The organism is Dactylosporangium sp. NPDC048998 (assembly GCF_043197855.1).
In the GTDB taxonomy this organism is placed as follows: domain Bacteria; phylum Actinomycetota; class Actinomycetes; order Mycobacteriales; family Micromonosporaceae; genus Dactylosporangium.
On record NZ_JBICTV010000001.1, the window covers coordinates 812,778 to 833,909 of the forward strand.

21 protein-coding genes are annotated in these 21,132 nt (G+C 72.3%); 9 read left to right on the plus strand and 12 right to left on the minus strand.

Annotated features, from left to right (window positions below):
- Positions 1 to 30: 30 nt before the first annotated feature.
- Positions 31 to 801, minus strand: a complete 771-nt coding sequence (locus tag ACGFI8_RS03800; protein WP_392799666.1) for an endo alpha-1,4 polygalactosaminidase — start codon at positions 799 to 801, stop codon at positions 31 to 33.
- A 245-nt stretch (positions 802 to 1,046) separates the two neighbouring features.
- Here ACGFI8_RS03800 and ACGFI8_RS03805 point away from each other — a divergent pair, with 245 nt between their 5' ends.
- Complete coding sequence (locus ACGFI8_RS03805; protein WP_392799465.1) at positions 1,047 to 1,970, plus strand: carbohydrate kinase family protein; 924 nt, start codon at positions 1,047 to 1,049, stop codon at positions 1,968 to 1,970.
- On the opposite strand, the gene ACGFI8_RS03810 is transcribed toward ACGFI8_RS03805, so the two are convergent.
- From ACGFI8_RS03810 to ACGFI8_RS03830, 5 genes are all read right to left on the minus strand, one after another.
- On the minus strand, positions 1,951 to 2,778 hold the full coding sequence (locus ACGFI8_RS03810) for a carbohydrate ABC transporter permease (protein ID WP_392799467.1): 828 nt from the start codon (positions 2,776 to 2,778) through the stop codon (positions 1,951 to 1,953). The genes ACGFI8_RS03805 and ACGFI8_RS03810 overlap by 20 nt on opposite strands.
- Complete coding sequence (locus tag ACGFI8_RS03815; protein WP_392799470.1) at positions 2,778 to 3,707, minus strand: carbohydrate ABC transporter permease; 930 nt, start codon at positions 3,705 to 3,707, stop codon at positions 2,778 to 2,780. Before ACGFI8_RS03815 ends, ACGFI8_RS03810 begins: the two co-directional genes overlap by 1 nt.
- Positions 3,704 to 5,029 (minus strand): ABC transporter substrate-binding protein, encoded by a 1,326-nt coding sequence (locus tag ACGFI8_RS03820; RefSeq protein WP_392799472.1) that lies wholly within the window; start codon positions 5,027 to 5,029, stop codon positions 3,704 to 3,706. The genes ACGFI8_RS03815 and ACGFI8_RS03820 overlap by 4 nt, the downstream gene beginning before the upstream one ends.
- Positions 5,030 to 5,113: 84 nt before the next feature.
- Positions 5,114 to 6,004, minus strand: coding sequence for an SIS domain-containing protein (locus ACGFI8_RS03825; RefSeq protein WP_392799474.1), 891 nt, complete (start codon positions 6,002 to 6,004; stop codon positions 5,114 to 5,116).
- Between the two features lie 98 nt (positions 6,005 to 6,102).
- Positions 6,103 to 7,410: an alpha-glucosidase/alpha-galactosidase gene (locus ACGFI8_RS03830; protein WP_392799477.1), complete on the minus strand. Its 1,308-nt coding sequence runs from the start codon at positions 7,408 to 7,410 to the stop codon at positions 6,103 to 6,105.
- Between the two features lie 121 nt (positions 7,411 to 7,531).
- Here ACGFI8_RS03830 and ACGFI8_RS03835 point away from each other — a divergent pair, with 121 nt between their 5' ends.
- On the plus strand, positions 7,532 to 8,308 hold the full coding sequence (locus tag ACGFI8_RS03835) for a DeoR/GlpR family DNA-binding transcription regulator (RefSeq protein ID WP_392799479.1): 777 nt from the start codon (positions 7,532 to 7,534) through the stop codon (positions 8,306 to 8,308).
- Positions 8,305 to 9,558 carry a Gfo/Idh/MocA family protein gene (locus ACGFI8_RS03840; protein WP_392799482.1) on the plus strand — a complete coding sequence of 418 codons (1,254 nt, stop codon included), beginning with the start codon at positions 8,305 to 8,307 and terminating at the stop codon, positions 9,556 to 9,558. Before ACGFI8_RS03835 ends, ACGFI8_RS03840 begins: the two co-directional genes overlap by 4 nt.
- Here ACGFI8_RS03840 and ACGFI8_RS03845 read toward each other — a convergent pair whose 3' ends face one another.
- Positions 9,559 to 10,638 carry an alpha/beta fold hydrolase gene (locus ACGFI8_RS03845; RefSeq protein WP_392799485.1) on the minus strand — a complete coding sequence of 360 codons (1,080 nt, stop codon included), beginning with the start codon at positions 10,636 to 10,638 and terminating at the stop codon, positions 9,559 to 9,561. It lies immediately after the preceding gene.
- Positions 10,639 to 10,732: 94 nt separating this feature from the next.
- Between ACGFI8_RS03845 and ACGFI8_RS03850 the strand changes: the two genes are divergently transcribed.
- Positions 10,733 to 11,338, plus strand: a complete 606-nt coding sequence (locus ACGFI8_RS03850) for a TetR/AcrR family transcriptional regulator (protein WP_392799487.1) — start codon at positions 10,733 to 10,735, stop codon at positions 11,336 to 11,338.
- A gap of 29 nt (positions 11,339 to 11,367) precedes the next feature.
- Entirely contained in the window at positions 11,368 to 13,413 is a 2,046-nt protein-coding gene (locus ACGFI8_RS03855; protein WP_392799490.1) for a catalase, read from the plus strand.
- Positions 13,414 to 13,451: 38 nt separating this feature from the next.
- Here the strand turns inward: ACGFI8_RS03855 and ACGFI8_RS03860 are convergent, their stop codons facing one another.
- Together ACGFI8_RS03860 and ACGFI8_RS03865 are read right to left on the minus strand one after the other, a co-directional pair.
- Positions 13,452 to 14,252, minus strand: coding sequence for an MBL fold metallo-hydrolase (locus ACGFI8_RS03860; protein ID WP_392799493.1), 801 nt, complete (start codon positions 14,250 to 14,252; stop codon positions 13,452 to 13,454).
- A gap of 151 nt (positions 14,253 to 14,403) precedes the next feature.
- Complete coding sequence (locus ACGFI8_RS03865; RefSeq protein ID WP_392799495.1) at positions 14,404 to 14,832, minus strand: thioesterase family protein; 429 nt, start codon at positions 14,830 to 14,832, stop codon at positions 14,404 to 14,406.
- A 66-nt stretch (positions 14,833 to 14,898) separates the two neighbouring features.
- On the opposite strand from ACGFI8_RS03865, the gene ACGFI8_RS03870 reads away from it, so the two are divergent.
- Entirely contained in the window at positions 14,899 to 15,645 is a 747-nt protein-coding gene (locus ACGFI8_RS03870) for an NAD-dependent deacetylase (RefSeq protein ID WP_392799498.1), read from the plus strand.
- On the opposite strand, the gene ACGFI8_RS03875 is transcribed toward ACGFI8_RS03870, so the two are convergent.
- The 3 genes from ACGFI8_RS03875 to ACGFI8_RS03885 are packed head-to-tail and all read right to left on the minus strand — an operon-like array spanning position 15,642 to position 17,676.
- Positions 15,642 to 16,970, minus strand: a complete 1,329-nt coding sequence (locus ACGFI8_RS03875) for a PH domain-containing protein (RefSeq protein WP_392799501.1) — start codon at positions 16,968 to 16,970, stop codon at positions 15,642 to 15,644. The two genes, ACGFI8_RS03870 and ACGFI8_RS03875, sit on opposite strands and share 4 nt — an antisense overlap.
- Positions 16,967 to 17,470, minus strand: coding sequence for a PH domain-containing protein (locus ACGFI8_RS03880; protein WP_392799504.1), 504 nt, complete (start codon positions 17,468 to 17,470; stop codon positions 16,967 to 16,969). The genes ACGFI8_RS03875 and ACGFI8_RS03880 overlap by 4 nt, the downstream gene beginning before the upstream one ends.
- Positions 17,467 to 17,676 (minus strand): acetone carboxylase, encoded by a 210-nt coding sequence (locus tag ACGFI8_RS03885; protein WP_392799506.1) that lies wholly within the window; start codon positions 17,674 to 17,676, stop codon positions 17,467 to 17,469. Before ACGFI8_RS03885 ends, ACGFI8_RS03880 begins: the two co-directional genes overlap by 4 nt.
- A gap of 276 nt (positions 17,677 to 17,952) precedes the next feature.
- Between ACGFI8_RS03885 and ACGFI8_RS03890 the strand changes: the two genes are divergently transcribed.
- From ACGFI8_RS03890 to ACGFI8_RS03900, 3 genes are read left to right on the plus strand one after another with little or no spacing between them, the layout of a single operon-like run.
- Positions 17,953 to 19,047, plus strand: a complete 1,095-nt coding sequence (locus ACGFI8_RS03890; protein WP_392799509.1) for an AAA family ATPase — start codon at positions 17,953 to 17,955, stop codon at positions 19,045 to 19,047.
- Positions 19,048 to 19,103: 56 nt separating this feature from the next.
- Positions 19,104 to 19,967 carry a DUF58 domain-containing protein gene (locus ACGFI8_RS03895; RefSeq protein ID WP_392799668.1) on the plus strand — a complete coding sequence of 288 codons (864 nt, stop codon included), beginning with the start codon at positions 19,104 to 19,106 and terminating at the stop codon, positions 19,965 to 19,967.
- Positions 19,964 to 20,914, plus strand: a complete 951-nt coding sequence (locus ACGFI8_RS03900; RefSeq protein WP_392799511.1) for a VWA domain-containing protein — start codon at positions 19,964 to 19,966, stop codon at positions 20,912 to 20,914. Before ACGFI8_RS03895 ends, ACGFI8_RS03900 begins: the two co-directional genes overlap by 4 nt.
- Positions 20,915 to 21,132: the final 218 nt, after the last annotated feature.

Below are 21,132 nucleotides of genomic sequence, written 5' to 3' on the forward strand. Positions count from 1 at the left end.
CGGCACCTCCACCGGCAGGGACAGGCAGGATCAGCAGGCGTCGTACTTGTAGGTGCGGCTGCCGGGTGCCGTGACGTTGACGTCGCGCAGCACGATCGACAGCGACGGGCCGTAGCCGTTGCACGCCTTGGTGAAGGCGTTCTTCGTGTACTCGATGACGATGACGTTGTTGCCGTAGACCGAGGTGTAGGCGCCGCACTCGTTGTAGCGGCCGCACTCCTCGGCGATCGCGAAGTCGAGGCCCGCGTTCTTGCCCGCGGTGCCGAGGGCGGTCGTGTTCTTCTGGGCGATGGCCAGCCCCATGTCGTGCGCGTGCGGTGCGATCAACTGCAGCAGCGCGACCGCGTTCGCCATGGTGAGCAGGCCCTTCGAGCGCTCGTAGGAGTCGATGTTGTCCGGCTCCACGGCCTTGAAGCCCTTGCTCGCGCAGCCGTCGATCCAGCCGTTCACGATCGCCGCCACCGCCGTGCGCTTGGCCGCGGTCGAGACGTCGATGAGGTTCTCGCCCCAGGTGCCGTCGACGACGTACTTGCCGGAGGCGTCCTTCAGCAGCAGGTCGTCGTGGTTCGTCTGCCACCAGGAGATCTCGTCGGGCTGGGTCTGGAACACGTTGACGTAGCAGATGTTGTAGAGGCCGGCCGCCGGTGTGGCGGTCCGGTCGCGGCTGACCACCGTGACCCCGGACGGCGGCGTGTACGCGGCGCCGATCTGGTAGTCGAACTTGGCGTTCGCCGGGGGCACGGTGTAGGTGGCGGCATCGGCGGTGCCGATGCCGAGGCCGATGACGGCAAGGACCGCCATGGCTGGGACGCCGATGCGGCGCAGGACGGGAATCACAGGGAGAACTCCGAGGGGTTTCGGGATCTGCCCCGCCTCGGGTGCTCGGCACCCTGGCGACCTGTGTGCCGGACTCGGGAGGGGATCCCTTACCGGCTGGGCTCGACCGTTTCCTCGGATTCAACTGCACGAACATACATCTGTCAATGGCTGTTTCTGTGCGAAACGCGCGGATGTGCGCACGAACGTGCGGCTGATAGTGTCCGGCCATGCAATTCGACGTCCTCGTGGTCGGTGACGCCAACCCCGACCTGGTGCTGCGCGGCGACGTGCGGCCCCGGTTCGGCCAGGAGGAGCAGCTGCTCGACGCGGCCGACCTGGTGCTGGGCGGCTCGGCCGCGATCACCGCGGCCGGCTGCGCCCGCCTGGGGCTGCGCACGGGGCTGCTCGCCGCCGTCGGCGCCGACGTCTTCGGCGCCTTCACCCGCGAGCGCCTCGCCGAGCGCGGGGTGGAGCTCATCACCCCCGGGTCCGCGGGCGGCACGCCGACCGGGCTCAGCGTGATCCTCTCCGCGCCCGGCGACCGGGCGATCCTGACGCTGCCCGGCACCATCCCGGCCCTGCGCCCCGCCGACGTGACCGACGCGCTGCTGGCCGGCGCCCGCCACGTGCACGCGGCATCGCTGTTCCTGCAGCCGCGGCTGCACGCGGGGCTGGCCGGCGTGTTCGCCCGCGCCCGGCGGCTGGGGCTGACCACGTCGCTCGACACCAACTGGGACCCGACCGGCCGGTGGGAGCTCGGCGAGGTCCTCGCCGAGACCGACGTGTTCCTGCCCAACGCGGCCGAGCTGTTCGCGGTGACCGGTGTGGATCCGGTGGACGGCGTCGATGCCGCCGCCGCCCGGCTGGTCCGCGCCGGGACCACGGTCGTGCTCAAGGACGGCGCCCGGGGCGGGCGCGCCTGGTGGCCGGGCGGCGGTGCCGCCGCCGCGCCCGGGCTGCCGGTCGACGTGGTGGACACCACCGGGGCCGGCGACAGCTTCAACGCCGGCTTCCTGGCCGCCCGGCTGGCCGGCCGGGACGTGCCCGAGGCGGTCGCCTGGGCCGCGGCGGCCGGCTCGCTGAGCGCCCGCGCCGCGGGGGGCACCGCGGCCCAGGCCACGATCGACGAGGTCATCCTTTCAGTCCGCTGAAGGTCATCGTCGCGATGAACCGCTTCTGCGCCACCAGGAACGCCACGATCAGCGGCATGGTCGCGACCACGTTGCCGGCCATCAGCTGCGACCACTCCGTGCGCCGCATGCCGTGGAAGCTGGCCAGGCCGACCTGCAGGGTGTAGCGGTGGTCGTCGCTGATGGCCACCAGCGGCCACAGCAGGTCGTTCCAGCTCGACAGCAGCGTGAAGACGGCGAGCGTGGCCAGCGCCGGGCGGGCCAGCGGCAGCACGATGCTGACGAACGTGCGCAGCACGCCGCAGCCGTCGATCCGGGCCGCCTCCTCCAGCTCGACCGGCAGGTTCAGGAAGAACTGCCGCATCAGGAAGATGCCGAACGCCGACGCGAGCCACGGCACGAACGCCGCCGCCAGGGTGTCGACGATGCCGAGGCGGGCGAACATGAGGTACGTCGGGATCATCAGGAGCTGGGTCGGGATCATCACGGTGGCGATGACGGCCACGAACGCGACGCCCCGCCCGGCGAAGCGCAGCCGGGCGAACCCGTAGCCGGCGGCCGAGCACAGCACCAGGTGCGACACGACGGACACGGCCGAGACCAGCACCGTGTTGCCCAGCCACAGCAGGATGTGCGACTGCGCGAACAGCTGCCGATAGCCGTCCAGGTGCAGCCCGCTGGGCACGAGCGTGGGCGGGAACCGGTTGATCTCCCGCTTGGTCATGAACGACGTGAGGACCATGTGGACGAGCGGCAGCACGAACAGCAGCGCCGTCGGCATGAGCACCAGGTGCCAGGGGCTGAACGGCAGCCACTTCCGCCTCGTCATCAGAAGGCCTCCTCGCCGCTGCGCCGGCTGCGCCAGATCACCACGGCGGTGAGCAGCAGCGTCACCGCGAACAGCAGGTAGGCCACGGCCGCGCCGTAGCCCAGCCGCCGGGTCTGGAAGGCCAGTTCGTAGATGTAGTAGACGACAGTCTGGGTGCTGTTCATCGGCCCGCCGCGGGTGGTGGTGTAGATGAGGTCGAACAGCTGCAGGGCGGTGATGGTCTGCCAGACCGTCGTGAACAGCGTGACCGGGCGCAGCTGCGGCAGCGTGACGCTGCGCAGGATCCGCCACCGGCCGGCGCCGTCCACGGTCGCCGCCTCGATCAGCTCCCGCGGCACGTCCTGCAGCGCCGCGAGGTACACCACCGTGGTGAACCCGACCTCGCCCCACAGCGCGATGACGCAGACGACCAGCAGCGCCTGCCGGGGGTTCTCGAGGAACTGCTGGGTGGGCAGCCCCACCCGGCGCAGCACGTCGTTCGCCACGCCGAACTGGGGGTTGAACACGTAGCCGGCGAGGATGCCGGTGGCCGCGGCGGAGGCGACGTAGGGCACGAAGATGCAGGTCCGGTAGAACCCGATCAGCCGGATGCGCTGGTTCAGGGCGATCGCGATGAGCAGGCCGAGCACGATCGACGCGGGCACGAACAGCACAGTCAGCATGAGCGAGTGCTGCGCGGCCGCGGCCAGGTCGGGGTCCTGCGCGAGCCGCTCGTAGTTGCGCCAGCCGATGTCCTGCGGCTCGGCGATGCCGTTCCACTTCGTGCGGGAGATGAAGAACGCCCACACGGCCGGGAACAGCGACAGCCCGACCACGACGAGGGTCGCCGGTCCGGCGAACGCCCAGCCGGTGAGCGTCCGCCGGACGGCCCGCCCGGAGGCCTGGCGTTTGGCGACCGTGCGGGCGGAGACCGCGAACGTCAGCGTCACTCGAGCGCCCCGGCCGACTTCTTGGCCGCCTCGTCGAGCGCCTCCTTCGGCTTCGCCGCGCCCTGCAGCACCTTCGAGATGGCGTCGCCGACGTTGCGCGACATCTCCTCGTAGCCGGCCAGGGTCGGGCGGGCCTGCTTGGCGTTGGCCAGGTTGTCGAAGAACTTCTGGCCGCCGGGGTACTCCTTGACGTACGCGGCGAACTCGGGCGTGCCCTGCTCGCTGGAGCGCAGCGGGAGGTTGCCGATCGCGAGGTTCCACTTCGCGTCGGTCTCCTTGCTGGTCAGCCACTTGATGAAGTCGCGCGAGGCGCCGGCGCGGTTGGCGTCGCCGTGGTCGAACAGCACCCACAGGTCGGGCCCGGAGACGGTCTGGTGGTCGCCGTTGTAGCCGGGCAGCTGCGCGACGCCGTAGTCGAGCCCGGCCTCCTTGAGGTCCAGCAGCGCCCACGGGCCGGACATCATCATGGCGATGTGGCCGTCGTTGAAGAGCGGTCCGTACTTCTCGTCGGTCTGGTCGAGGTACATCGACTTGTCGTCGACCGCCATCGCGCGCAGCAGCTCGAGCGCGGCGACCCCGGCGTCGGAGTTGAACGCCGGCTTCCTGCCGTCGAGGATCTTCCCGCCGCGCTGCCACAGCATCGGCCAGAGGTGCCAGGTGGTGTCCTCGCTGCCCGACACGGAGTACGCCGAGCCGTACACGTTCTTCGCGGGGTTCGTGAGCTTCTTGGCCGCCGTCCGGTAGTCCTCCCACGACCACTGGTCGGTCGGGTAGGCCACCCCGGCGTCGTCGAAGAGCTTCTTGTTGTAGATCAGCGCGAGGTTGTCGACCAGCGCCGGCACCCCGATGACCTTGCCCTCGTAGGTGGCGGTGTCCCGGGCCGCCTCGGGGATCTCCTGCCAGCCGAACGACGGGTCGGCGACGTAGGTCGCGAGGTTCTGGGTCTTGCCGCTGGTGGCCAGCTCGCCGGCCCAGCTGCCGAAGGCGTAGGAGATATCCGGGTAGCTGCCGCCGGTGAACCCGGCCGACAGCTTGGTGAGCAGGTCGTCGGTGGTCGAGGCGCCGGCCGAGGTCTTGATCGTGACGTTGGGGTGCGCCTTGGAGTACTCGGCCGCGAGATCCTCCGCCGCCTTCTCCGCGTCGGTGGTCTGCCCGGTCCACCAGGTGATGGTCACCTGGGCGGCCGGGTCGTAGCCCTCGGCCGCGTCCTTGCCGTCGTCGGTCTTGGCGCCGCCGCCGCACGCGCCGAGCAGCAGGGCGGCGCCGGTGACCCCGGCGAGCAGCCTGGTCCGTCGATTACCTCGGGTGGGGATCGTCTTCATCGGTGCACCTCTTCACTGGGGGTTGCCGAGGGCTGTCGGGTGCCGGGCGGGGGCACGGGCGGATCGGCGGGCGGCGTGCGGCGCTCAGGCGAGCGGGTCGGCGAGCACAACCGACCGGGTCAGCAGGCGGGGGTTGTCGGGGTCGAGGCCCCGCTGCGCGGCGAGCGCGACGGCGAAGCGCTGGGCGAGGACCAATTGGGCGAGCGGGTCGAGGCCGTCGCGGTAGGGCAGCGCGCCGGCGGCGAGCACGGCGTCGTCGAGCGACGCCGGCACCGCGCCGAACGACCAGACCAGGCTGCGCGGGCCGGCGACGGCGACCGGGCCGTGGCGGTAGTCCATCGCGGGGTACGACTCGGACCAGGCCTGCGCCGCCTCGCGCACCTTGAGCGCGGCCTCGTGGGCCAGCCCGATGGTCCAGCCGGTGCCGAGGAACACGAGGTGCTCGATCCCGGCCGGGTCGGCCGGCAGCGGTGCGGCCAGCGCCGCCGCGCCGTCGGCGGCGAGGTGGCCGAGGTCCTCGCCGAACGCCGCGCGGGCCATCGCGAGCACCGTCGTCGGGAAGCGGGTCTGCACGACGCTGCGCTCGTCGGCGAAGCCGAGCAGGACGCGGGTGTCGACGAGGTCGTCGACCGGCTCGCCGTCGACGGCGGTGACCGCCACCCGGTGCACCCCGGCCGGCAGTTTGCGCAGCGCCTCGAGCACCTCGGTCGACGTGCCCGAGCGCGTGATGGCCACGACCCGGTCGTACCGCCGGCGCGGCACGAACTCCGACGCGCATGCGGCGTCGGTCTCGCCGAGGCCGGCCGCCTCCCGCAGCTCGGCCAGGCTCTGGGCCACGAACCAGGAGGTGCCGCAGCCCAGGATGAGCGTCCGCGCGCCGGGTGCGGCGAGGGCGGCGCGGGCCTCCTCGGCCAGCGCGATCCCGCTGGCCCACACGGCCGGCTGCGTGGCGATTTCGAGCGCAGTGTCGTTCATGCGCGAACGCTATGCGCGTTCGCGCACGATGCACAAGCCACGCTGCGCAAGTGAACATTCTGGATTGCGCGTTTTCTCGCCGATCATCGGCCGATGGGTCAGAGGGCAACCCGGGTGCGCAGGGGTGCGGGCAACAGGGAGCCGTGCGCCTCGGTCAGGTCGTCGCACAGCACCCAGATCTGCTCGACCGTCAGCGTGGCGGCGGTGTTCGGGTCGACCATCGCGGCCTGCCGGACGAGGCGGGGGTCGCCGTCGAGCATGGCCCGCACGGTCAGCTCGCCCACGCTGACGAACCCGCGATTGACCGCGGCGCACTGCGGCGGCAGCGCGCCGACCCGCTCCGGGCGCACCCCGAGCCGGTCGACGACGCACGGCACCTCCACCGCGAAGCCCTCCGGCAGGTTGCTGACCAGCCCCCGGTTGGCCACGTTGGCATGGATGCGGCGCAGCGTCCCGGTCTCCATGCTGTGGATGACCTGCGGCGCGTACTCCGTCGCCTCCCGGTGCAGGTCGAGGGGCTCGCCGGCGAGGACCGCGGCGCGCGTGGTGGCGTAGTCGGCGAGGTTGGCCTCGCTGATGCGAACGTACTCGCCGACCGGGATCCGCAGCCGCTCCACCTCGTCGTCGTGGTGCAGGTACCACGGCACGTACTCGGCGGAGTGCTCGCTGGTCTCGGTCGGGAAGTAGCCGAGCCGGCGGTACATGTCCATCCGCACCCGGCGGCGCAGCTGCGGATCCTCGGCGATGCGCGCGTCCAGGCGCGGGTACAGGTTCTCGCCGCGGTGCTCCCAGCGCAGCAGCCACGCCTGGTGGTTGACCCCGGCGGCGCGGTAGTCGACCTCGTCCAGCGGCACGCCGATCAGGGCGCAGAGGTCGTGCACGGTCCAGAAGACGGAGTGGCACAGGCCCACGACGTTGAGCTCGGGGGCGATCGCGGCCAGGTAGGCGACGTTCATCGCCATCGGGTTGGTGTAGTTGAGCAGCCACGCGTCCGGGCACACCGCGCGCATGTCGGCCGCGATGCCGGCCAGCACCGGGAAGGTGCGCAGGGCGCGGAAGACGCCGCCGACGCCGATCGTGTCGCCGATGGTCTGCCGCAGCCCGTAGCCGGCCGGTACCTCGAAGTCGCGGACCGTCGCCGCGTGCATGCCGACCTGGATGGCGTTGATGACGTAGGTAGCGCCGTCGAGCGCGGCCCGCCGGTCGAGGCTGGTGGTGATCTTGGGGGCCGCGCCGAGCTGGTCGGCCGTGCGGCGGGCGATCGCCTCGGCGGTCTCCAGCCGCTCGGGGTCGATGTCGTGCAGGGCGAGCGTCACCCCGCGCAACTCGTCGAACGAGAGCAGGTCGGCGAGCAGTTCGCGGGTGAACACCACGCTGCCCGCGCCGAGGAACGTGATCACAGTCATGCTTCGGATTGTCGGCAGGCGACGCAGAAGTGCACAAGGTTCTTTGGCTTTTCGCGCGGAAACGAACTACTATCACTGCGCGTTTGATCATCGATCGCAGTCCCGCCGATCGGAGCCTGGATTGCCACAGAGTTCGCTGCGCCGGGCCGACCGCATGTCGGCCATCCTCGAGCGCGTGTCGCGGCACGGCTCCGTCGACGCGGGCGTCCTCGCCGAGGAGTTCGAGGTCTCCACGGCCACGATCCGCCGCGACCTGCAGGTGCTGGAGGAGCAGCGACTGCTGTCGCGCACGCACGGCGGCGCCGTCGCCGTTGACGTGGCCTACGAGCTGCCGGTGCGCTATCGCGGGGGCCAGCACCGCGAGGAGAAGGCGCTGGTCGCCCAGCGCGCGGCGGCGCTGCTGCCGCGCGGCCCGCTGACGCTCGGCCTCACCGGCGGCACCACCACGCTCATCCTGGCCCGCCTGCTCGCCGACCGGGTCGACCTGACCGTGGTGACCAACGCCCTCAACATCGCCTCCGAGCTGGTCCTGCGCCCGCGACTCAAGCTGATCATGACAGGCGGCGTGTCCCGCACCCAGTCGTACGAGCTGGTCGGCCCGATCGCCGATCAGGCGCTGTCCGGTCTCAACATGGAGGTCGCCGTCGTCGGCGTCGACGGCATCAGCGCCCGCGGCGGCCTGACCACCCACGACGAGATCGAGGCGCACACCAACGCGGCGATGATCCGGCGGGCCGACCGGGTGATGGTGGTCGCCGACGGCTCCAAGGTGGGCCGCAACTGCCTGGCCGGCATCTGCGCCATCACCGACGTGGCCGTCCTGGTGACCGACGCGAGCGCGGACCCCGACCACGTCGAGGCGATCCGCCGCGCCGGCACCGAGGTGGTGGTGGCGTGAAGGAGGGGCTGGTGGAGCTGCTGGTGGTGGGGGCCGGTCAGCGCGGGGCCGGCTATGCCCGGCACGCCGTGCGCACCGGCCGCGCCCGCGTGACCGCGGTGGCCGAGCCCGACCCGGCGCGGCGGCTCGCCTTCGCCCGCGAGTTCGGGATCCCGGCCGAGCGCGCCCTCGAGGACTGGGCCCGGCTGCGCGAGCATGACGGCCGGCTGGCCGACGCCGCCGTCGTCGCGACGCAGGACACCCTGCACGCCGACCCCGCGGTCCTGCTCGCCGGCCAGGGCTACCACCTGTTGCTGGAGAAGCCGATGGCGCCGACCGAGCCCGAGGCCCGCCGCATCGCCGAGGCGGTGACCCGGTCCGGCGTCATGGCGGCCGTCTGCCACGTGCTGCGATACACGCCGTACACGTCGCTGCTCAAGGAGTTGCTCGACGCCGGGCGCATCGGCCGGCTGGTGAGCATCCAGCACCTGGAGCCGGTGGGCTGGTGGCATCAGGCGCACTCCTTCGTCCGCGGCAACTGGCGCAGCGCGGCGTCCTCGTCGCCGATGCTGCTGTCGAAGGCCTGTCACGACATCGACTGGCTGATGTACCTCGGCGGGCAGCCGGTCCGCCGGGTCAGCTCGTTCGGCGGCCTGGCGCACTTCCGGGCCGACCAGCGCCCCGCCGGCGCCGCCGACCGCTGCCTGGACTGCTCGCTGGAGCCGGAGTGCGCGTACTCCGCGCCGCGGCTCTACCTGGGCCGGCTGGAGACGCTGGAGCCCGGCGAGCGGGTGCCGTGGCCGGTGTCGGTGGTCTCCGCGGAGGCCGACCGGGCGGCGGTGCTCGATGCGCTGCGCACCGGGCCCTACGGCCGCTGCGTCTATGCCTGCGACAACGACGTCGTCGACCACCAGGTCGTCTCGATGGAGCTCGCCGACGGCGCCACGGTGTCCCTCACGATGACCGCCTTCACCCCGGCGGAGCAGCGCAAGACGAGGCTGTTCGGCACCCACGGCTACCTGGACGGCGACGGCGCCCGGCTGCGCGTGGTCGACTTCCGCACCGGCGAGGACACGACGATCGAGGTCGCCGCGGACCCGTCGGCGGACCACTCGGACGGCGACGCGGCCCTGGTCGAGGCGTTCGTGTCGGCCGTGGCGACCGGCGACGCCGGACTCCTGCGGTCCGACGTCGCGACGAGCCTGGCCGGCCACCGGGTGGTCTGGGCGGCCGAGCGCGCCCGCCACACCGGCACCGTCGTCACCCTCTGATCAGCGCCGGACGCGGCGCAGTGTCTCCAGTGCCTTCAGTGCCTTCAGTGCCTCCAGGAACTTCCCCGGCTCGGTGAACGCGGCGAAGTGGCTCGCGCCCTCGATGAGGACCAGTTCCTTCACGGGGGCCTGGACCTCGGCGAAGTACTCCACCGCGGGTTCGACCAGCGTCACCACGTCCCGCGCGCCCTGGAACAGGAAGAACGGGACCTCGAACGTCGTGCCGAGCGCCCGCGCGTCGAAGCGCATGAACTGCTCGTACATCGCCGCGTTGACTTTGCTGAAGCCCTTGAGCCAGGCGGCCACGTCGCGCAGCGAGTAGTCGGGCTTGGTCAGCAGCAGCGGGAACAGCAGCCGGAACACCGCGTTCGGGGTGGTCGGGTCGGTGGCCATCGACCACTGCATCCGGGTGCCCCACGCCTTGAAGTCCCAGGTGCGCGGGTCGGGATCGAGCGCCTCCAGCGCGGCCACGCCCCGCCGGTTGCCGGCCGCGCGCAGCCGCTCCAGCGTGTCGGCCCGGCCCCGGCGCTCGTTCTCGATCATGTTCACGTAGAAGTCGGTGCCGACGTAGGCGGAGAACAGGTCGGGCCGGCGCCGGACCATCGGCAGGCCCACGATCGTGCCCATCGAGCCGGCCATCAGGATGACGCGGTTCTGGCCGAGGTGCTCGCGCAGGTACTCGGCGACCTCGATGCCGTCGTCGACCAGCCGGTCGAACGTGAGCTCCTGCGGGTGCCAGCCGCTGCGGCGCAGCGTCCGGCCGCAGCCGCGGCGGTCCCACTGCACGACGGTGAAGTACCGCTCCCACTCCCGCAGGACCGGGGTGAACACCGAGTACGGCGAGCCGGGGCCGCCGTGCACGACGAGCAGCACCGGATTGGCCCGGTCCTCGCCGCGGATCTGCAGCCACTGCTCGACGCCGCCGATGGTGACGTAGCGGCCCTCGACGATGCCGGCGGGGGTGTCGATGCGGCCCTCGGCGGCCCGCTGCCGCTTGCGGGCGGCGCGGTAGGCCAGCGGCGCGGAGCCGGCGGCAGCGACGACGGCGGCGGTGACGGCGGTGGCGACGAGCACGGACATCGGGACCTCCCCTGATCGGATCTGACGCGATTGACTGTACAGGCGTCTGAGACATTTGTTCAATACAGAATTCTTAGACGGTACGATCGGGGCCATGGGTAACCGGGAGAAGCTCCTCGAAGGCGCGCAGCGCTGCCTGCTCGAGAAGGGGTACGCGGCCACCACCGCACGGGACATCGCCGCCGCGGCCGGGGTGAGCCTCGCGGCGATCAACTACCACTTCAGGACCACGGAGGCGCTGCTCAACGAGGCGCTGCGGCGCGCGCTCGACCAGTGGAGCGACGAGCTCGAGCGCGCGCTCACCGGCGGGTCCGATGTGGCCGACCCGGGGGAGCGGTTCGTGGCCATCTGGGACCGGGTGATCGCGTCGGTCGCCGCCAACCGTTCGCTGTGGACCACGCAGTTCGAGGTCGTCACGCAGCTGGGCCGGCAGGCCGCGCCCGAGTCGCCGTGGGCGGCCGCGCAGGTCGAGGCGGAGGCGGCGCTGGCCGCGCTGTTCCACGGGATCGACCCCGCCGCCGAGCCCGAGCTGGCCCGGGCCGTGGGCGGGCTCTACCAGGCGCTGCTCGCCGGGGTGGTGGTGCAGCACCTGGTCGCACCGGAGCGCGCGATGAGCGGCCGCGACCTGGCCCTCGCGCTGCGCGCCGTGTGCGAGCGGCTGGCCGCCTCCGGGTCTTCGGCCGCGGTGCAGAAGGTGTAAACCGCCCGGGTCGTGGTAGCGGGAGGGGCATGACCTCCAAGGACCGGCAGATCGCCGCGCGCAGGCGCCCGTTCACCGAGGGGGCGCTGACCACCGACCAGGGCATCCCGGTCGACGACACCGACAACTCGCTGCGGGCCGGCGCCCGCGGGCCCACCCTGCTCGAGGATTTCCACCTGCGCGAGAAGCTCATGCGCTTCGACCACGAGCGGATCCCCGAGCGGGTGGTGCACGCCCGCGGCTCCGGCGCGCACGGGTACTTCCAGGTGTACGAGCCGCTGGACGAGTACACGACCGCGGACTTCCTCACCGACCCGGACGCGCGCACGCCGGTCTTCGCGCGTTTCTCCACGGTCCAGGGCTCGCGCGGCTCCACCGACACGCCCCGCGACGTGCGCGGCTTCGCCGTGAAGTTCTACACGCGGCAGGGCAACTTCGACCTCGTCGGCAACAACATGCCGGTCTTCTTCATCCAGGACGGCATCAAGTTCCCCGACCTGGTGCACGCGCTCAAGCCCGAGCCGAACAACGAGATGCCGCAGGCCGCGTCGGCGCACGACACGTTCTGGGACTTCGTCACCCTCCAGCCGGAGACCATGCACCACGTCATCTGGCTCATGTCCGACCGCGCGCTGCCCCGCAGCTACCGGATGATGCAGGGGTTCGGGGTACACACCTTCCGCCTGGTCAACGGCCACGGCCGCAGCACCTTCGCGAAGTTCCACTGGACCCCGGCGCTGGGCACCCACTCGCTGGTCTTCGACGAGGCCCAGCTGATCTCGGGCCGCGACCCCGACTTCAACCGCCGCGACCTGTGGGAGGCGATCGAGGCCGGCGAGTACCCGTCGTGGGAGCTCGGCCTGCAGCTCATCCCGGAGGAGCGCGCCTTCGACCTCGAAGAGGTCGACGTGCTCGACCCGACCAAGCTCATACCCGAGGAGCTCGTGCCGGTCACCCCCGTGGGCCGGCTCACCCTGGACCGCAACCCGGACAACTTCTTCGCCGAGACCGAGCAGGTCGCCTTCTGCGTCGGCAACACCGTGCCCGGCATCGACTTCTCGGACGACCCGCTGCTGCAGGCCCGGCTGTTCTCCTACCTCGACACCCAGCTCACCCGCCTCGGCGGCCCCAACTTCGCGCAGCTGCCGATCAACCGGCCGCTCACGCCCGTGCGCAACCACCAGCAGGACGGCTTCCACCAGGACGCGGTGCCGACCGGCCGCACCAACTACCACCCCAGCTCCCTCGGCGGGACGCTGCAGGTGGGGCCGGGCTTCATGTCGTACCCCGAGCACGTCGACGGCCCGAAGGAGCGCAAGCGCAGCGAGACCTTCGCCGACCACTACTCGCAGGCGACGCTGTTCTGGAACAGCATGTCGGCCTGGGAACAGGAGCACATCATCGCGGCGTACCGCTTCGAGCTCGGCAAGGTCACCGCGATGCCGATCCGCGTCCGCGCCGTTGAGCACCTCAACCGCATCGACCACGACCTGGCGGTGGCCGTGGCGCAGGGCATCGGCGTCGAGGAGCCGGTCAAGTCCGTCGACAACCACGGCCGCAGCTCGCCCGCGCTCTCCCAGGCGCGCGACGGCGCCGCCGCCTCCCCGCGCACCCGCCGCGTGGCGGTCCTGATGGCCGACGGCGCCGATTCCCGCGTCGTGGCGCACCTGCGCGACTCCTGCACCGGGGCGGGCACCGTGGTCGACCTGCTGGGCGTCACCGACGCCGCCGTGACCACCTCCGACGGCGTACCCATGGAGGTCACCCACGCCATCACCACGACCGCGTCGGTCCTCTACGACGCCGTGGTGGTGCCGAGCGCCGCGGCCGACCTGTCGGTGGAGGGCGCGGCGGTGCACTTCGCCGCGGAGGCGTACAAGCACGGCAAGCCGGTTGGCGCGTTCGGCTCCGGCCTGGGCGTGCTGCAGCGGGCGCAGATCCCGCTGACGACGGCCTCATCGGATCCGGCGCTGATCGTGGAGGAGGAGTTCACCCCGGACTTCCCGCAAACCCTGCTGGCCGCGCTGGCGTCGCACCGCAACTTCGACCGCGAGGTGAGCGGCATCCCGGCCTGACCATGCCGTAACGCGCCGCGCGCCCGCCGCGCGGCGCGCTACGGCATGTTCAGCTGCACGTAGCCGCGCTTCACCGCGCACATCGACATGTCCTGCGGGAACGGCGACTTCGCGGCCACCCGCTCCGCCGGGGCGCCGTCCTGGTCGCCGTCGCGGATCAGCCACGCCAGGGCGGCCAGCTGCTCGTGCTGGGCGGTCACGAAGCGGGGTCCGACGACCGCGCCGTGGCCCGGCACGACCTGGGTCTGCGGGTTGAGGTCGAGCAGCAGCGCGGCCAGGGTGTCGGGCCACTCGAGCGGGTACGCGTCGTCGAACTGCGGCGGGCCGCTCTCCTCCACCAGGTCCCCGGCGATGACGACGTCGGCGTCGGGTACGAGCGTCACGAGGTCGCCGACGGAGTGGCCGCGGCCGTAGTGGCGCAGCCCGACCACGCGGTCGCCCAGGTCCAGCTCGGCGGTGGTGCGGACCAGCCGGGTCGGCGGGACGGGCGTGAGGCAGGCCAGGTCGGCGGCCAGGTCCGGGTGCTCGAGCACGGCCCGGTCGCGCTGCGCGGGCCCGATCAGCGCGGCGGCCTCCTCATGACCCCAGATCGGCGCGCCCTCGGCGGCGAGCACCATGTTGCCGAACGTGTGGTCGAAGTGGTGGTGCGTGTTGACGACGACGAGGGGAAGGTGGGTCACCCGGCGTACCGCCGCCAAGAGATCCTGGGCCTGGCCCGGCGTGGACAGGGTGTCGACGACCAGCGCGGCTTCGCCGCCGACGACCAGGGTGGCATTGACGTCGAGCACCGGGTGGCGCAGCACGTGTACCCCCGAGGCGATCTCGTGCAACACAGTCATTCCGGAACCTCCGCTTCGCTCCGGACCGGTCATGCCGGAACCTTCGCTTCGCTCCGGACCGGTCATGCCGGAACCTTCGCTTCGCTCCGGCTGCGGCATGACTGAGACCTGAGCCAATGATGACCGGCCCCTCCGATTCGCTCCGGACCGGTCATGCTGTGGCCTCCCGATCCTCCAGCGCCTTGGCCAGGAAACGGGCGCGATCGACGATCATCCGCTCCACGCGCCCCTCGGCGACGACCTGCCGGCCGTCCCTGACCAAGATCTCGAACACGAGCTTGCGCCCGTCGGCCTTGGCCAGGCGGGCCTCGGCGACGACGCGACCGCCGATCGGAGTCGCGGCACGGTGCTCGATCTCGACACGTGTGCCGACGGTGGTGAAGCCGGTCGGCAGCCGGCTCGCGGTCGCGCCGACGGTCGCCGCCTCGGCGAGCGCCAACACCCGCGGCGTGCCGAGGACGGGCACGTCGCCCGAGCCGACCGCCTGCGCGGTGTCGGCATCGGTCACCGTGAGCTCGACGCGGGTGACGGCACCGACCCATGGGGCCGCATCGACCGTGGGGCGCTCGCTCGGCTGCATACCCTAAGCCTAACGACCGCGGTAATTCGAAGCCGCTTTCCTGGGCCGGGCCATATTCTGGGCGCCATGCATGACGCTGCCGCGTGGTTCGCCGAGGGGTCCGTCGTGGTGCTGACGGGCGCCGGCATCTCCACCGACTCCGGCATCCCGGACTTCCGCGGGCCGCAGGGCGTGTGGACGCGCGACCCGGAAGCCATGCGGCTGTCCTCGATCGAGCACTACGTGGCCGACCCGGAGGTGCGTCGCCGCTCGTGGCAGGAGCGCCTGCACCACCCGGCGTGGTCGGCCGCGCCCAACGCCGCGCACCGGGCGCTCGCCGACCTCGACCGCGCCGGCCTGCTCACCGCCGTGGTCACGCAGAACATCGACGGGCTGCACCAGCGGGCCGGCCTGGACGCGGCGAAGGTCATCGAGCTGCACGGCACCATCCACGAGACCGAGTGCCTGCAGTGCGGGGCTCGCGGGCCGATGCGCGACACGCTGGAGCGGGTCGAGGCCGGCGAGGCCGACCCGGCCTGCCACGGCTGCGGCGGCATCCTCAAGTCCGCGACGATCTCGTTCGGCCAGCAGATGAATATGGAGACGCTGACGGCCGCGGCCGAGGCGGCGATGTTCTGCCGCACGTTTGCCGCCGTCGGCACCTCGCTGACCGTGCACCCGGCGTCCGGCCTGGTCGGCGTGGCGGCGAAGCAGGGCGCGCGGATCGTGATCCTCAACGACGCCGAGACGCCGTACGACCCGATCGCCGACGAGGTGATCCGCGAGCCGATCGGCGAGGTCCTGCCGTCGCTGGTCGCCGCGGCCCGCCGTTAGGGGATCGCCCGGCGCGCGGAGAAGGTGTGGCGGGCGGTGCGGGAGCGGGCGGCCAGCTCGTCGGCGAGACGGTAGGCGTCCGCGGCGTCGCGCAGGCGGGCCGTGGCGTGCAGGCCGCCCGCCGTGTCGACGGTGACCGTGGCGAGCGACAGCAGCCGCTGCAGCGGGCCCTGGGTCACCCGGACGCTCTGCACCCGGGCCAGCGGCACCGCGATCAGCTCGCGGGTCAGCACCCCCTCGCGGACGGCCATCACGTCGTCGGTGACGGCCACCCCGATGCGGGAGCACGCGAGCGGGGCCAGCCAGCGGGCGCGCGCGGGCGGCCGGCTGACCGGCAGGGCCGCGGCGTCGATCGGCGCCGGGCCGGGGCGCGGGTCGACGGCCGACCCGAGCACCGTCGCGGCCACCGCGACCGCGTGCGCGGACCCGGCGACGGGCACGAGGGTGCCGGCCCGCAGCTGCTCGTCGACGTCGCCGCCGTAGCCGGCCACGTCGATGCGGGCCCGCGCCCAGCCGGCGGCGCGCCACAGCAGCGGCCAGGTGATCTTGACGCCCTGTACGCGGCGCGGAGGCACAGACTGGCTGCGCTTGTTGAGCAGGCCCTGGCGCAGTCGCAGCGCCGCGGCGTCGTCGGCGATGCGGAAGTCCCACTCGTCCAGCACCCGGCGGATCGGCACCTGGAACACGCCCAGGAACGCCGTGATCGTGCTGGCCGCGCCGATGAGCGTCCAGTCTGGGTGGGCGAGCGCCTGCCAGACCACGAACGCGGCGCCGACGGGCACCGAGAACGCCTGCGGGGTGAGCAACTGGGCGAGCAGCAGCCGGCCGTTGTCCACGGCGAACAGCGGTCGCTCGGCCGCGGGCTCGGCGGGCGCGGCGCCGGTGGCCAGGCCGAGCAGGGAGGCGCGCAGCGCGGCCGCGCCGGCCACGGTCAGGTACGCCAGCGGCGCCTCCGTCTTGCCGCCGCCGATGACCTCCAGGCGCAGCTCCGCGAGGCCGAACACGCGCGCGAGGGCGGGGCGCACGACGTCGATCGCCTGGACCCGCTCGAGCGGGATGGTGCGCACCCGGCGCGACAGCAGCCCCTCGTGGACGCGTAGCTCGCGGCCGACCACCTCGTAGCCGGTCACGGCCCACACCGCCGCGGAAACGAGCACCGCCAGCACCAGGATCGCGGTCATGGCCAGCAGCCAGTGCTGCAGGCCGAGGTCGCTCAGGCCGCGCCAGGAGACCGCGACCGCGGCGAGGGCGACGAGCTTCGCCCCGCGCACCAGCGGCGTCAGCGGGTGCAGCCGCCGCCGGGGCAGGCGCAAAGGTCCGGTCACAAGCCCTCTTCGCGGATCTCGCCGAGTGCCGCCAGGCGGTCGCGCAGGCGGGTGGCCTCGGCGGCCGCCAGGCCGGGGACGGTGGCGTCGCTCGCCGCGGCCGCGGTGTGCAGGGTGACGGTGGCGAGGCCGGCGGCGCGCTCGATCGGGCCGGCGGTCACGTCGACGAACTGCATCCTGGCGTACGGCACGATGGACAGCCGCCGGATCAGCAGCCCGTGGCGGACCAGCAGGTCCTCGGCCCGCTCGGCGTAGCCCCAGGCCCGGATGGACCGGCGCATCAACGCCGCCCGCACCGCGCCGGCGGCCAGCACCGCCACGGCGGCGAGGTGGAACCACGCCGACCACAGCACGCCGGCGACCACGCAGGCGAGCGCCAGCACGACCACCCATAAGGCCAGCGTCGCCAGCCTGACCAGGAAGTACCGCGGAGAGATCGGCCGCCACCCGACGGTGTCCGGCCACGGGCGCAGCGGATCTGGTGCGACCGGAGCGTTCACTCCTCGAGCCTATCCCGATCATCGATAGGCGCGGTCTCCCGCAGGAATCCGCGCGCGCTCAGGAACGACGACAGCGACTCGCGATGCTGGTCGCAGGCCAGCCAGACCTTGCGCCGGTCGGGCGTGTGCAGCTTCGGATTGTTCCACAGCAGCCGCCACACGGCTCGGGAACGGCACCCCTTGGCGGAGCAGATGAACTCTTCCACGCCATGAGTGTGAGCGCCGGGCGGCCACGGGGGAAGCCGCCCGGCGACGGGTGAATGGTACCCACTCCGGTACGGGTGATGTCCAGTCCGTGAAGGGGAAGGGTGAGAGAAAATCCTCCTTATCGATCGCCGCATATCCGATATGCCGGCCGAAGTCGGCTGGATGCGAACTCCCAGTAGGCTCTCAGCAGCGTCGGATCGCGGCCGGTCGCCGCGTCGTGCGACGCTAGGTTTGCCGAAACCGGCAGCTGGACGGAATACACGCGTGGAGGACCGGTGACCCAGCCGAGCAACCCTGTCTCGACCCCTGCTCAGGACGCGACCGTGCTCGAACGGGCCCTCTTCGAGGTCAAGCGGGTCATCGTCGGCCAGGACCGGATGATCGAGCGGATGTTCGTGTCGTTGCTCTGCCGCGGTCACGTGCTGCTGGAGGGCGTGCCCGGCGTCGCCAAGACGCTCGCCGTGGAGACCCTCGCCCGGGTCGTCGGCGGCACGTTCTCCCGCATCCAGTTCACGCCCGACCTCGTGCCCGCCGACATCGTCGGCACCCGCATCTACCGGCAGTCCAGCGAGAAGTTCGACGTCGAGCTCGGGCCGGTGTTCGTCAACTTCCTGCTCGCCGACGAGATCAACCGCGCGCCGGCCAAGGTGCAGTCGGCCCTGCTGGAGGTCATGGCCGAGCAGCAGGTCTCCATCGGCGGCGAGACGTACGACGTGCCCCGCCCGTTCCTGGTCATGGCCACCCAGAACCCGATCGAGCAGGAGGGCGTCTACCCGCTGCCCGAGGCCCAGCGCGACCGGTTCCTGATGAAGATCCAGGTGGGGTACCCCACCGACGCCGAGGAGCGCGAGATCGTCTACCGGGTCAGCGTGAAGACCCCGGAGCCGGCGGCGGTGCTCACCACCCAGGAGCTCATGGCGCTGCAGGACAAGGCCGACGACGTGTTCGTGCACAACGCGCTCGTCGACTACGCGGTGCGGCTGGTGGTCGCCACCCGCGCCCCCGCGGAGCACGGCCTGGCCGACATCGCGCACCTCATCCAGTACGGTGCCAGCCCCCGCGCCTCGCTGGGCATCGTGCGGGCCAGCCGGGCGCTCGCCCTGCTGCGCGGCCGGGACTACGCGCTGCCGCAGGACGTGCAGGACATCGCCCCCGACATCCTGCGCCACCGCCTGGTGCTGTCCTACGACGCCCTCGCCGACGACATCCCGGCCGACGACGTGGTGCGCCGGGTCCTCGCCGCGGTGCCGCCGCCGACGGTCGCGCCGCGCCAGCAGGCCACCACCGCGCCGGCGGGCCAGCCGGGCCAGCCGGGCCAGCCGGGCCAGCCTCAGGCGACCACCACCATCACCACGTGGCCGGGGCGGTGAAGATCCAGAGCGGCCCCGGGCTGGACGACGCTCGCGCGGAGGTCGTCCTCAACCGCATGCAGTTGCTCGTCACGCGCAAGCTCGACGGCCTGCTGCAGGGCGACTACCTGGGCCTGCTGCCGGGGCCGGGCACCGAGGCGGGCGAGTCGCGGGAATACCGCCCCGGCGACGACGTGCGGCGCATGGACTGGCCGGTGACGGCCCGCACCACGCTGCCGCACGTGCGCCAGACGGTCGCCGATCGCGAGCTGGAGACGTGGCTCGCCGTCGACCTCAGCGCCAGCCTGGACTTCGGCACGGCCCGATACCTCAAGCGCGACCTGGCCGTGGCCGCTGCGGCCGCCGTGGCGCATCTCACCGTCCGCGGTGGCAACCGCATCGGAGCCGTCGTCGGTACCGCGGAGGAGCTCACCCGCCTCCCGGCGCGCCCCGGCCGCAAGGACGCCCAGGGCCTGCTCCGCACGATCGCGCTGACCCGGGGCCGGCCCGGCCGTGCCGACCTCGGCGCGCTCATCGACATGCTCAACCGGCCCCCGCGCCGGCGCGGCCTCGCCGTGGTCATCTCCGACTTCATGACGCCGCCGCAGCAGTGGGCGCGGCCGCTGCGCAAGGTCGGCGTGCGCCACGACCTGCTCGCCGTCGAGGTCGTCGACCCGCGCGAGCTGGAGCTGCCCAACGTCGGGGTGATCGCGCTCGTCGACCCGGAGACGGGCCGGATGCACGAGGTGCAGACCGCCGACCCGAAGCTGCGCCACCGCTACGCCCACGCCGCGGCCGCCCAGCGGGCCGAGATAGCCTCGGCACTGCGCGGTGCCAACGCGGCACACCTGCGGCTGCGCACCGACTCCGACTGGCTCCTGGACATCGTCCGGTTCGTCGCGGCCCAGCGACACGCCCGAACTCGAGGTACGACCCGATGATCCGTCTGCTCTCACCGTGGTGGCTGCTGGCCCTGGTGCCGGTCGCCGCGGTCATCGGCGTGTATGTGTGGCGGCAGCTGCACCGGCGCGCCTTCGCCGTGCGCTTCACCAACGTCGACCTCCTCAGCAGCCTGGTGCCCAGGGGCATCGGCGCGCGCCGGCACGTCAGCGCGGCCGCCTTCCTGCTCAGCCTGGTCATCCTCGCCTTCGGCCTGAGCAGGCCGTCGGTGGACACCAAGGAGCCGCTGGAGCGGGCCACGATCATGCTGGCCATCGACGTGTCGCTGTCGATGCAGGCCACCGACGTCCAGCCGACGAGGATCGACGCGGCGAAGTCGGCCGCGATCGACTTCGTCAAACAGCTCCCGGCGAGCTTCAACGTCGGGCTCGTCTCGTTCGCCAAGACGGCCAGCGTGCTGGTGTCGCCGACGAAGGAGCGCAGCTCGATCCTGCAGGCGATCAACGGCCTGACGCTGCAGGAGTCGACGGCCACCGGCGAGGCCGTGTTCACCAGCCTCGACGCGATCCGCACCGTGCCCGCCGACGGCGCGGCCGGCCCGCCGCCGGCCCGCATCGTGCTGCTCTCCGACGGGTTCCGCACCGCGGGCCGCTCGCTGGAGGACGCCTCCGCGGCCGCCTCGGCGGCGAACGTGCCGGTCTCCACGATCGCGTTCGGCACCGACGAGGGCGTGGTCCGCATCGGCAACACGCCGCAGCGGGTGCCGGTGGACCGCCCGTCGCTGCAGAAGGTGGCGGAGGTCACCAAGGGGTACTTCTACGAGGCCGCGAGCAAGGAAGAGCTCAAGCGGGTTTACTCGGACATGGGCAGCTCGATCGGCTACCGCACGAAGCCGCGCGAGATCACCCAGTGGTATCTGGGCTTCGGCTTCCTCATGGCGCTGTGTGCGGGCGCACTCAGCCTGCTGTGGGGGTCCCGGCTTCCGTAGGACGGTGTCGCGGGCCGCGGTGATCGCCGCGGCCCCCTGGCCGGTGGTTCGTCGCGCCGGCGCGGCGGACAGCGGTCAGTGGGCGCCGACGAGGAAGAACAGGGCGGCGACCCAGATTGCGGCCAGGAAAAAGCCAACGGGCGCGACGAAACGGCTCACGACGGGCTCCCAACGGGTGTTGTCTCAATGGGAAAGCGAGAACAGACACACGGAAAGCC

What these genes read in the sequence shown, in the direction of transcription:
- ACGFI8_RS03860 (WP_392799493.1), bottom strand. Translation starts at nt 14,252, where the DNA reads ATGACTGTGTTGCACGAGATCGCCTCGGGGGTACACGTGCTGCGCCAC.
- ACGFI8_RS03810 (WP_392799467.1), bottom strand. Translation starts at nt 2,778, where the DNA reads ATGACGAGGCGGAAGTGGCTGCCGTTCAGCCCCTGGCACCTGGTGCTC.
- ACGFI8_RS03805 (WP_392799465.1), top strand. Translation starts at nt 1,047, where the DNA reads ATGCAATTCGACGTCCTCGTGGTCGGTGACGCCAACCCCGACCTGGTG.
- ACGFI8_RS03800 (WP_392799666.1), bottom strand. Translation starts at nt 801, where the DNA reads ATGGCGGTCCTTGCCGTCATCGGCCTCGGCATCGGCACCGCCGATGCC.
- ACGFI8_RS03895 (WP_392799668.1), top strand. Translation starts at nt 19,104, where the DNA reads ATGCAGTTGCTCGTCACGCGCAAGCTCGACGGCCTGCTGCAGGGCGAC.
- ACGFI8_RS03855 (WP_392799490.1), top strand. Translation starts at nt 11,368, where the DNA reads ATGACCTCCAAGGACCGGCAGATCGCCGCGCGCAGGCGCCCGTTCACC.
- ACGFI8_RS03865 (WP_392799495.1), bottom strand. Translation starts at nt 14,832, where the DNA reads ATGCAGCCGAGCGAGCGCCCCACGGTCGATGCGGCCCCATGGGTCGGT.
- ACGFI8_RS03845 (WP_392799485.1), bottom strand. Translation starts at nt 10,638, where the DNA reads ATGTCCGTGCTCGTCGCCACCGCCGTCACCGCCGCCGTCGTCGCTGCC.
- ACGFI8_RS03850 (WP_392799487.1), top strand. Translation starts at nt 10,733, where the DNA reads ATGGGTAACCGGGAGAAGCTCCTCGAAGGCGCGCAGCGCTGCCTGCTC.
- ACGFI8_RS03825 (WP_392799474.1), bottom strand. Translation starts at nt 6,004, where the DNA reads ATGAACGACACTGCGCTCGAAATCGCCACGCAGCCGGCCGTGTGGGCC.
- ACGFI8_RS03900 (WP_392799511.1), top strand. Translation starts at nt 19,964, where the DNA reads ATGATCCGTCTGCTCTCACCGTGGTGGCTGCTGGCCCTGGTGCCGGTC.
- ACGFI8_RS03870 (WP_392799498.1), top strand. Translation starts at nt 14,899, where the DNA reads ATGCATGACGCTGCCGCGTGGTTCGCCGAGGGGTCCGTCGTGGTGCTG.
- ACGFI8_RS03820 (WP_392799472.1), bottom strand. Translation starts at nt 5,029, where the DNA reads ATGAAGACGATCCCCACCCGAGGTAATCGACGGACCAGGCTGCTCGCC.
- ACGFI8_RS03830 (WP_392799477.1), bottom strand. Translation starts at nt 7,410, where the DNA reads ATGACTGTGATCACGTTCCTCGGCGCGGGCAGCGTGGTGTTCACCCGC.